The organism is Scytonema sp. UIC 10036 (genome assembly GCF_009725235.1).
The window spans coordinates 1-10,703 of record NZ_WJFC01000317.1; the positions used below are offsets into that span (position 1 = coordinate 1).

General features: G+C 38.8%; 4 protein-coding genes and 1 pseudogene. 2 read left to right on the top strand and 3 right to left on the bottom strand.

Going from position 1 to position 10,703, the window contains the following annotated elements; translation table 11 throughout:
* The first annotated feature begins 940 nt into the window (after positions 1 to 940).
* Positions 941 to 2,251 carry a protelomerase family protein gene (locus F7734_RS58465; protein ID WP_155753327.1) on the top strand — a complete coding sequence of 437 codons (1,311 nt, stop codon included), beginning with the start codon at positions 941 to 943 and terminating at the stop codon, positions 2,249 to 2,251.
* A 175-nt stretch (positions 2,252 to 2,426) separates the two neighbouring features.
* On the opposite strand, the gene F7734_RS58470 is transcribed toward F7734_RS58465, so the two are convergent.
* Complete coding sequence (locus F7734_RS58470) at positions 2,427 to 3,773, bottom strand: RICIN domain-containing protein (protein ID WP_155753329.1); 1,347 nt, start codon at positions 3,771 to 3,773, stop codon at positions 2,427 to 2,429.
* Between the two features lie 2,050 nt (positions 3,774 to 5,823).
* Here F7734_RS58470 and F7734_RS66610 point away from each other — a divergent pair.
* Positions 5,824 to 7,845: a GUN4 domain-containing protein gene (locus F7734_RS66610; RefSeq protein ID WP_155753331.1), complete on the top strand. Its 2,022-nt coding sequence runs from the start codon at positions 5,824 to 5,826 to the stop codon at positions 7,843 to 7,845.
* Between the two features lie 389 nt (positions 7,846 to 8,234).
* On the opposite strand, the gene F7734_RS62750 is transcribed toward F7734_RS66610, so the two are convergent.
* A complete protein-coding gene (locus tag F7734_RS62750) occupies positions 8,235 to 8,474 on the bottom strand; it encodes a hypothetical protein (RefSeq protein ID WP_207714467.1) in 240 nt (79 codons plus the stop codon).
* A gap of 115 nt (positions 8,475 to 8,589) precedes the next feature.
* Positions 8,590 to 9,589, bottom strand: a pseudogene (locus F7734_RS58485) (IS630 family transposase).
* Between the last annotated feature and the right edge of the window lie 1,114 nt (positions 9,590 to 10,703).

Here is a 10,703-nt window from a genome sequence, read left to right on the forward strand (position 1 = left end):
CCCCACTCCCACACCCCAGCGCCCATGACTGGGGTTAGTTGTTTTCCGAGCAGCCCATCTACTAACTACACAATCGCACCCAAAACCGACATAATGTCGGATTTGCTAACTCATACTCACTCCGCACTGTGGCACTTCCCCCATTCTTTTATATAAACCAAAAGCAGAAGTGCCACACACCGAGGTATTAAATATAGCTACTACTGAGACAAACCGGAACCATAGAGATTTCTCGTAGAATTTGCGAAAACATCCGGTTAAATTCGATGCAATAACTAGTTATAACCACTTGACGCCCCTACTTGTAACTGGTTATATTTGCATACATAACAGGTTGAGGTGAAAGACGCTACGAAACACCCAGCCATCGCTACTAAGTGTTGCGACCTGCAATTATAAATGCCAAAACCTGCAATCAAGATTTTTTCAAACCAGGATTATTTGCAATTAAGGGAGTAACCAAACCAGGATTAGCTGCAACTGAGCCAGGATTAATTGCAACTGAACCTGCAATCATCCTCTTCAACCAGGATTAATTGCAACTAACCGAAAGTTCCACCATACGGTAGTTTAGCAGATGGCTCAAAAAAACCACCCCGAAATGTCAGCACAATAATTTCGTCAAAGACCAGGATTAAATGCAACTAGTGGTAAAGAAAACTACCGTTTATTTTACTGCTGGTTTTTAGACTGAATCAACCATTTACCACCTGTCGTGTAGTCAAGAAAGTCGGTAAAAAATTCAAAGTAAATTTATTCGGTAGCTCCATGAGTTTCTGAACACAAGTCTAGTTGCAGTTAATCCTGGTTTGTTTGCATGATTGCAGGTTCAGTTGCAACAGTCGGGTTCATTTGCAGCTAATCCTGGCTAAGACGTAATTTCAGTTGCAAATAATCCTGGCTGAAAAATGTCGGGAAGTGCTGGTTTGACGATTTATGATTGCAGGTCACAACAGATAGCCGTCAAAATAAATCAGTTAACCGAAAAGTGCGTGAGTTGTTTGGGGAGTTGTTACAGCCTCCACACGGAGACAACCAAATATCAAGCCATGACCTACGCTCTGCTCACGCCGCGATCGCGTTCTATCTATTCGGTAGTCACACACAATCCTTTGGTTCATTTATCAAAGACAACCTGGGACACAAGGGAGATGGAGAAGCCGCAAACTATGAGGATTACTATGTTGCTGATAAAGATGGTAAGCCAGTGGTACAGGGTCAGTGGTTGGATCGGCTTAACGAGAAACCCGGTACGCCGACTCAAGAGATGGTCCAGCCGCGTGTACGAATGACTAGAGCCGCTAAAGATTTAATTGACAATCAAGACTTCTTACCATTCCCCGACCAAGTAAGCAGAATTGAAGAATTAATACGGCTAGCTCAGATTGGTAAGCAATTTGAAGAAGGGAAGTTAGTTAAGGAGGTGGTGACAGTTGTAGAGAAGCCAGTTGAAAAGATTGTTGAAGTTCCTGTTGAGAAAATTGTTGAAAAGATTGTTGAAGTTCCTGTTGAAAAGGTAGTAGAGAAAATGATTGAAATACCAGTTGAGAAAGTCATTGAAAAAATGCTGGCAGAAAAAACGATTGAAAAAGTTATTCAGCAATTGCTTGTAGCGCCTGTTGCTGAATCGTCTATTGCTAAAGTTGTTACTAATGAAATCGCAACTACTGAAACCACAACTGACCAGCCACAAAAACCAGCAATGGAAAAAGATTTAAGCCAAATCAGCAATGATAAATTGTTTGGTTCTAATACTCCCTATAGTGGCAATGAGAAAATTAGAAGAGCTGTAGAAGCTGTGAAAGCGTACAACGAGCGCCAGTATAGTGCAGACACGATGTGGGCTATCAACACCAAAGTATTGCAGGAACTAACAGGATGTCGTTCGTCAATTCTAAAAAATTATCTGGAGTCTACAGAAGGTAGATTGCAAGTGACAGACTACAACCTTGAGAAAGGTCTTGGATATCACCACAACAAAGGTCGGGGAAGCGTTACTCAAGTAATCAAGCTGGAAGGTGCTAAATCTGTCGCAGCAACTACGACACCCACACCTATGACAACGACGACAGTATCCACTTACAGCAAACGCAAGACAATTATCTTTGATGCAAAAGTAGCTACAACACAAAATATTGAAGATAGTCTTTGGCAGGATACTACCGCAATCGCAATAGTTAAAGATGGTAGCGACATTGTAGCGGAATACGAACTCGACGAATTGGATGGTGAGTTGATTAGGCTTAAGTAATACACCAAAAATGCGAGCAAATTATCCCAGCCTAGAGGCTGGGAACCAGTTAGGGTAAGGGTTGTGTCTTAACTTAGTGCCATTCGGTTTCCTTCCTCAATCTAACAAACGTGTTTTCGTATTTTTACGTTTAACCGACAAGTGTTGAATTGAAGACAAGAAGTAAAAGATTTAACTACACAGCCTCAAATTTCCATTTTTGGTCATCAGCACCTTGTACCCTGTCCCACTGTTGGAGGTCAGCTGATTCATCAATGCTACCACTAACTATAGAGGCATACTTACCACTTTTCTTATTGATAAGGTAGAAATAGCCTTCACCAGCATCTTCCAGTTTCCATTTTTGGTCATCAGCACCTTGTACCCTGTCCCACTGGTGTAGTTTGTCTCCATTAGCAGTATTACCACCAACTACAGAAACATACTTGCTAGTTAGTTTGCAAATAAGGTAGTAATAACCATCTCCAGCATCTTCCAGTAGCCATTGTTGGTTATCACCTCTATGTAGAGTGTATTGCTGAAGAATAGCACCATTAGCAGTACTACTACTTGTTACGTCTAAGTGTTTACCACTCTTCTTATTACCAAGATAGTAGTATTTTCCTGGTGTAGGTAATGTAGAAGCCTCAAATTTCCATTTGAAGTGATCGGCTTGTTGGTTAGGCCATTGCACAACATTGGTTCCATCTGCTGTACTCTGTCCATTCACAGCTAATGCTTTGCCACTGTGTTTGGCAATGAGATAGAAATAACCATCACCTGCATCTTCTAATTTCCATTTGAAGTGATCGGCTTGTTGGTTAGGCCATTGCACAGCATTTGCTCCATCTGCTGTACTTTGTCCATTCACAGCTAATGCTTTGCCACTATGTTTAGCAATGAGATAGTAATAGCCATTACCTGCATCTTCTAATTTCCATTTGGAGTTATCGGAATCTTCTTTTTGATACTGAATGGCATTAGCTCCATCAGCAGTACTACTATCTTTTACATTTAAAGCTTTACCACTATGCTTGGCAATGAGGTAGTAGTCTTTTCCTACAGCAGGTAGTGTAGCAGACTCAAATTTCCATTTGAAGTGATCGGCTTGTTGGTTGGGCCATTGAAGGACATTAGCACCATCGGCTTTATTTGCGCCATCCACAGCTAATGCTTTGCCACTGTGTTTGGCAATGAGATAGAAATAACCATCACCTGCATCTTCTAATTTCCATTTGAAGTGATCGGCTTGTTGGTTAGGCCATTGAAGGACATTAGCACCATCTGCTGTACTCTGTCCATTCACAGCTAATGCTTTACCACTGTGTTTGGCAATCAGGTAGAAATAGCCATTACCTGCATCTTCTAATTTCCATTGGAAGTGAGCGGCTTTTTGGTTAGTCCATTGCAGAACATTTGCTCCATCCTTTGTCTGCGCTCCATCTACAGCTAATGCTTTACCACTGTGTTTAGCAATGAGGTAGTAATGCGTTCCTGTGGCAGGGTAATTGCTTTGTGTTGCGGTAGATATTGTGGTTGCCATAATTAAAAACCCTTGAAATTACTAAATTTTGAAAATGAATGCGGACAGGTTTTGTCAACGCACAAGACAACGGAAGCTCAACAGCGTTCGCCTCAAGACATTAGACTTAAGCAGAATACTATTGCAGCAGCACATGTAGTGGCTGGGTTAAAGTGTCCAACGTGACAAATACTTTAGTGAAAGCCCCTTTAATGTTATCGAGCGTACATTTCACAGTTTTAATATTTCACAATTTTCAGGAGAATAGAAGGAAAGTTAAGACAGTTTAAAAAACATTTCAGACAGTTAAGAAAGTTAAGTAAGCATTTAATATCAATTTAACAAGAAAGAATTCAGGCGGCACTGCAGTGAATTCAGAATGAAGGTTACGCGACTGGTGGATGAATAAACGGGTGAAGAAGTCAGAATTCAGAATCCAGAAATCAGAATGGCTCCTGGCTCCTGACGACTGACGACTGAGTTCTTTTTTTGTAAATTTGGTGGTTAATGATTGGTTGTGGGTCGGAATCCCCAACCAAATCGATTCTGAATTCTGAATTCTGAATTCTGACGAATTATTCAATTAGGGTTTGAGCATTTGGAATAATTGAAAATCAAGTGTATTTTGTCAATATCTCTAAAGATAGATAGAAATGATATAGAAATGATAATTAAGTGAGCCAAGACCTTACTTTTCCCGTTAATAATACGTATTCTAAAGATTAGGGTGCCAAAGCAGGCTGGGCAAAGTTGATTGAGCGTTTACAGTCTCTGGTTGGCGGTGTTGTAGTGTCATTGTTCTCTCGGCAAGAGGTAGCAGCTGCATAAATTGTGACGAAGCAGTGCTTGGGTGAACCTAGGGGATTGGGGAATGCGATGGCAACAACACTCACTGTGCAACAGATTTTCTCATCTCCACGAGTTCTTCATTTTGTGTCTGTAATTTGAATAACATGAAAGCCAATGAGGAACTAGTTATGAAAAAGATTTTTGATTTTATCTATCGCTTGATTGGTCTGGAAACTGAAGATTCACACTTAAGTGATTCTTACAAGTAGTTCGCTTTATTTATGTGTAATTTCTAAATTAAATTTTCCGGTTGAAAGTTAAGTCAAGCTACTGATGTTGTGTCCAACCTTCTTTTGATGCTCTGTATTTGGCAGAGCATTTTTGTTTTGCCCTCCCCAGCATTTTAACCCATATTTCTACGTCCAAAGAATCGGTTGCAAGGCATCATTTTTCAAAAACTATTGACTTTCTATCAGGGGTATGGTGTGGAAATTCTTTGCCCCATTCTCGCGAGCGCTCGAACGCGCAAGCCGTACCCAGCTTATCGCACCTACTCCCCTACCATTCCCCCACCACCGATATCCATCCCTTACTCCTATCCCTACCCTCACTTCCTACCGCTCCCACGCTGGACACACCACCAATCCTTCAGACAATGAAAACAATATTCTTAATATCTTTTATAGTAGTTAAATATTCAAATACATACCTGATATGAAATATTATTAATAATGTTTTTCAAAGTGTCGTATATGGTAATCTCTGACCTTAACTATTTAGAAAATATTTCTGAACAAGTCTTCGGTGGGTTTAACAGGATTGACATTTTCAATAAGTTTAACGGCACATACGTCGATCTAGATTTCACTAAAGAGTACGTAAACCCTGATTCCCCTGATGTAGTAATAATTTCTAATTATGATCCAGACCCAATCTCAACGATTCGCACTGTATATAATGACTTCTTAGACGATTATCCAGAGATTAATAGTGGAGAAGTCGTTATAGAATTCGTTAGCCCTCTTTTGTCACTCCCGGAAAACAATAATCGAAGCTAATTTCTGAAACCTTGATTTAGTCCAAATTTGAGGCTTTATTTTCGCTCCAGAAACTAAAATTTCTAGATGAAAGGTGGAAACTAAAGCCCCGTAACCCTTTCAGCTATTGGATTCTCCCAAAATGACAAAAGAGGGTTAGCCACAAATAAATTACTCATGTTGTTGCTGAGATTGTCCCCACGTTAAGGTGTGCGGCGGAAGCGCGATCGCACTTCAGCTACGAAGTGTTCAAATTTGAACACTTCGTTAGCTCTGCGGCGGTGCATCTTCAAAAAATCTCTAAAATACTAGAGCAAACAGTATTTTTTACACAACTATTAGAAGAAAATCAAACGCTTCAATCATTATCTCGATGGTTTTCAAGAGAATTACAGCAAGGTCGATGTTTAATAATGCTGGATGGCTTGGATGAAGTAGCAGATGAATCCCAGCGAAAACAGGTCACTGCTTGGGTAGACCAACAAATAAAAAGCTATCATAAAAATATTTTTCTCTTAACTTCTCGACCACGCGGCTATCGAGATGCGAGCCTAAAAAACGCAGGCATAGTCCTAGAAGTGCAATCATTTAACTTAGAGCAGATTCGCAATTTTATTCATAAATGGTATTTGGAAACAGAGAAAATAAGACTTGTTAATGATGAGAGTTTAAAAATAGAGAAGCAAGCTCAAAAACAATCTAAAGATTTAATAAATAGGATTAGAAATAGCTCTTCATTATCAGCAATGGCGGTGAATCCATTGCTTTTGACAATGATTTCTACGGTTCACCACAAGTTAAGTCTTGAAAATAGAACGTTGCCCGAAAAACGAGTTGAGCTTTACAAGGAGATGTGTGAGGTTTTACTAGAAAAGCGGCAGAAAGAAAAGGAGCTTCTCGATACACTAACAGACAAGAACAAACAATCTGTCTTGCAAGTATTGGCACTTAAGCTAATGCAGCAGACAATTACTGAGTTTAAAGTGGCTGATGGGATTGATTGGATACAAAGGTATACTAAGTCTAAACTATCGACTGAGATTCCTTGCATACAAAGGTTGTTGCAGACTGTAGTTAGTGATGAGGTCAATGATAAGGTCAAGCCAGAAAAGTTTATCGAGTATATTCGTGATGTCAGTGGATTGTTAGTAGAACATGAGGAACAATTTTATCAATTTGCTCACTTGAGTTTTCAAGAATATTTAGCAGCATCTCAGATAAAAAAAATTAAGAACGAGAAATTATTAATTAGGAATTTTAGCAATTCTTGGTGGGCAGAAACCATTCGCCTCTATGCTGCCCAAAGCGATGCTACTACACTAATTCGTGCAGTTTTAGATATGCAGTCTCTATCAGTTAATGTGATGGCATTAGCTTTCGATTGTTTGGAAGAGAGTTTAAGAGTGGATGCCAAAGTTCGGCAACAACTAATACAGAGGCTAGAAGAGGGATTAGAATCAACTGACCTAGAAACTTTTAAATTAGCAGCTCAAGTAAGACTAATAAGGCGACTCAAGAATTTTGTAAGAATTAATGAGGAATTAGAAATTGATAGTAGCTATATTACCTGTGCTGAGTATCAGCTGTTTCTTGATGAAACAGAAGAACCACGTCAGCCTCAACACTGGCAAAGCAAGAGATTTCCAGTAGGAGATGCCAAAAAAACGATTACAGGAATCAGTCGGGAAAATGCACTAAGATTTTATGCGTGGCTGGGAAAATGGTATCGAAGCAGGCTTGGTAATCAGCTAAGTGAAATGGCAGTTCATTATCGATTACCTAAAGAAGAAGAAATAAATCAGTATTCTATTAATGATGACCAAAACTTTTCAGAAAGTGGAATTCGTCTAGTTAAGTTTCAATTACCATCTAAATACAGTCAACTTGCTGATTACTTATGGAGTGGAGAATGGAAAACAGCTGATGAAGAAACAGTAAAAGTAATGCTCCAGGTTGCAGGTAGAGAAAGAGAGAGGTATTTAGATGTACGAGATATAGAAAATTTTCCATGCTCAGACCTCCATATTATCGACCAACTTTGGGTGTATGCAAGCAAGGGACACTTTGGTTTTAGCGTTCAGAAGAAGATATACCAAAGTTTGGGTGGTACAAGGGAATATAATGAGAAAATATGGTATGCTTTTTGCGATAGCGTTGGATGGAAGAACAAATGGAAGTGGAGGATACCTTCTGACCTTCCACTCGGACACTTTCCACGTCCCGATCGAGGGAGGAAGTATCTTCTCTCACACAGGATGGATTTGTAGACTGTAACATACCGTGAGTTCAACCTTTATAAATATTTTTTAACTTATTACTTAGTTCTTTAAAGGCCATAATTCGAGTTTTAGGCAAAAGAAAAGAAGAGTCAAAAATGATTATACAACTCTAAACTCCTACCTCTAAAACATTTTTTCTTCAGGCAGGTAAGCTAGCTCTGGCTTGTATTTAAGCTTGAAAAGTAAATCAATTGCAGTATCTGCTTGGGTAGCTTCATCTTGAGCCTCCAGTATACTCCAAGCCCTAGCCAGTCCTTCACCAAAGAGGGTTTTCTCGTAGTTTATGATTTTTAGGATTTCAGAGGAAGGAAAAATATCTTACTGCATTGCTTGCTTCCAGTCTCAGTTTATTGACCGTTCCCAACGACATTGGGATCTCAAATAACTCTGAATCGCGCACTTTGTACCATGCGTTGACTATTGCGGTACAGTCCACTCAGTAGTGCTACAACAGCAACAACTCTGACTCCGTACCCGGTGGGGTTAACGTCGTCGGGTAATGTTGCACGAGTCTGTGTTCCACATTTGGCACAAGTCAATTGATGCAAGCGATGTTCTACAACAATTGGTTCAATCGGTGAGTCCAGTGCTGAAGGAGGGTTTCCCTCCGTAGGCAACTGGCGAACCCGAAGGGTGGAATCTCAACGATTTGGTGGCGATAGGGGTTGGAATCTTCTCCACTTAAACTCTCGCCACAACAGGCACATATTTTGGGATGGTGGTCGTAAGTAGTTATGCAAAATTAATTATATATTTTTCTCCATACTGACGAAAGATATCTTCTACGGCTTCAACTAAATTTTTCCAACTAGAGTATGCATCTATTTCTAACCATTGATATTTGATAAAACGCCATAATATCTCAATAATATTTAACTCAGGAGAGTCAGTAGGCAAGAAGAACAGGGTTAATCCTTTCTCTTTCCATTCTTCTTGCTTATCCAAGAGAGCGTTACTTGTATAGATTGAGGAATTATCTAGAACTAATACAGTTTTCTTTTCTATAGACTCACAAAATTTATCAATACAAGCTATCACCACGTCACTGTTAATACTCTTTTCAAATAAATAGACATCTAAATCGTTCTTTCTATTTAAAAATCCTAGGGCATTTATCCGTTTGCTTTGTTGGGTTTTTACGATGATTTCTTCTCCTTGTTCTTGCCATGCATACGGAACATAGGAACATAAACAAAAACCCGTTGCATCTACATATCTTAAATCTATTTCTCCTCTATCTTCCTGTTTTTTCAGTTCCGATAATTCTTGCTTTTTCCTCTTGTATACAAATGGGTCTGGCTGTCCGGCTACTCCTCTTTTAATTCGATGCCAACTCATGTCTAATAATTCTAATATTCTCTTAATTGTGTCTTTACTTACCTCAATGTCCCACGCTTCTCTAATGTTTCTTCTAACTAGATTTAAATTCTTGGGATTTTGTTTAGTCCATTTCTTAACTTGTTCGAGTTGCTCATCATTTAATTTTGACTTTCTTCCCCTTCCCTTTTTATCGTATAATCCAACTAGTCCATATGTATCCCAATCATCCAGCCAATTGGTAATTGTCAAACGGCTCACATTAAATATTTGTATTAATTCATTGATTTTATATCCTTCGTAACTTAATTTAATGCCGCAGCGCTCGTTGTCTTACTTGATGATACTTGCTTGACTTATAAATCCGGTTTAACATCTTGATTGTTTCTTTACTTAGTCCTCTAATAAAACGCATAAATAGCTCTTGGTACTTATGTTCTGTTTTTCTGCCTAATTATATCATAAAATGTATAAATATTTTTGCTGAAGTACTTATGCGTAAAATTTGACTCCTCAAAATTTTTCAAACACTCTTTTAACTATACAATTGCATCCTTGTTATTAGTGACATTACCAAAGAAGAATTTACTCCGTCAGGAGCCAGGAGTCAGAATGAACACAATCGTGCGTAGGCGTGAATGAATAACGGTCTAAAGCCCCCGAATTTATCCGTGGGGATATTCACCAATTCTGGGTTCTGACTTCTGACTCTTTCTCATTTCGTAGATTGGGTTGAACGAAGAGAAACTCAGCAGCAGAATTTTACTTGCCTATAATAACAGCATTTAACATCATACTGTTGTTATTAGCTTACTTACTTTCGCTATTTGTACAAACTTCCTCTCGGTAGAGATTAATTCATCTCACTAAATAGATGCAAAAATGTACTTACTGTGTTATTCAACATTACATCCAAAGCTAATACCATTATTTGTAGCGGTTATTAACTCTCTATAAGGAGAAAAAAACGCTAACACAACATATAAAAATTTCATTCTTAAGATATATTTTTTGGCTTAACTGTTTTAACTGTCATAATTGTCCTTGTAACCCTTTTCTCATTCGTGCTAACTTTTCGTATGTTTTGTGGGTTCGCACATTTATACGTACTTGGTAATTTCCACTATTTGATGTAATCAACGTACTATAAGCTGGTTATATAGTTCGTTATATAGCAATCCTATTTGAGATCCAAACAAGGGAGACAAGGAAGACAAGGAGGACAAGGAAGACAAGGAAGAGGTGTTTGTAAATCATTTAGGACTGCTATAGATTACATTCCAGTACAAGTCTTCAACGTATCAATAAGCGCAACAGACTTAGGGATTGATTCCTAATTGAGTCCTATATAAGTTTTTCTAACTTTGTAGACACTGTTTATAGTGTGAAGTTCAGGCTCTATAAGCTTTTTGGTGATTTATATATTTTCAAGTACATACAGCAAATTCCAACCTAGTGAGGTACAAAAATTACCCCCCTCTGTCCCCCCTTACCAAGGGGGGATGAAAGGGGGGTGTACCTCATTAGAC

Bases quoted from the DNA above. Each gene is read 5' to 3' on its own strand.
- F7734_RS58470 (WP_155753329.1), bottom strand. From the start codon at position 3,773: ATGGCAACCACAATATCTACCGCAACACAAAGCAATTACCCTGCCACA.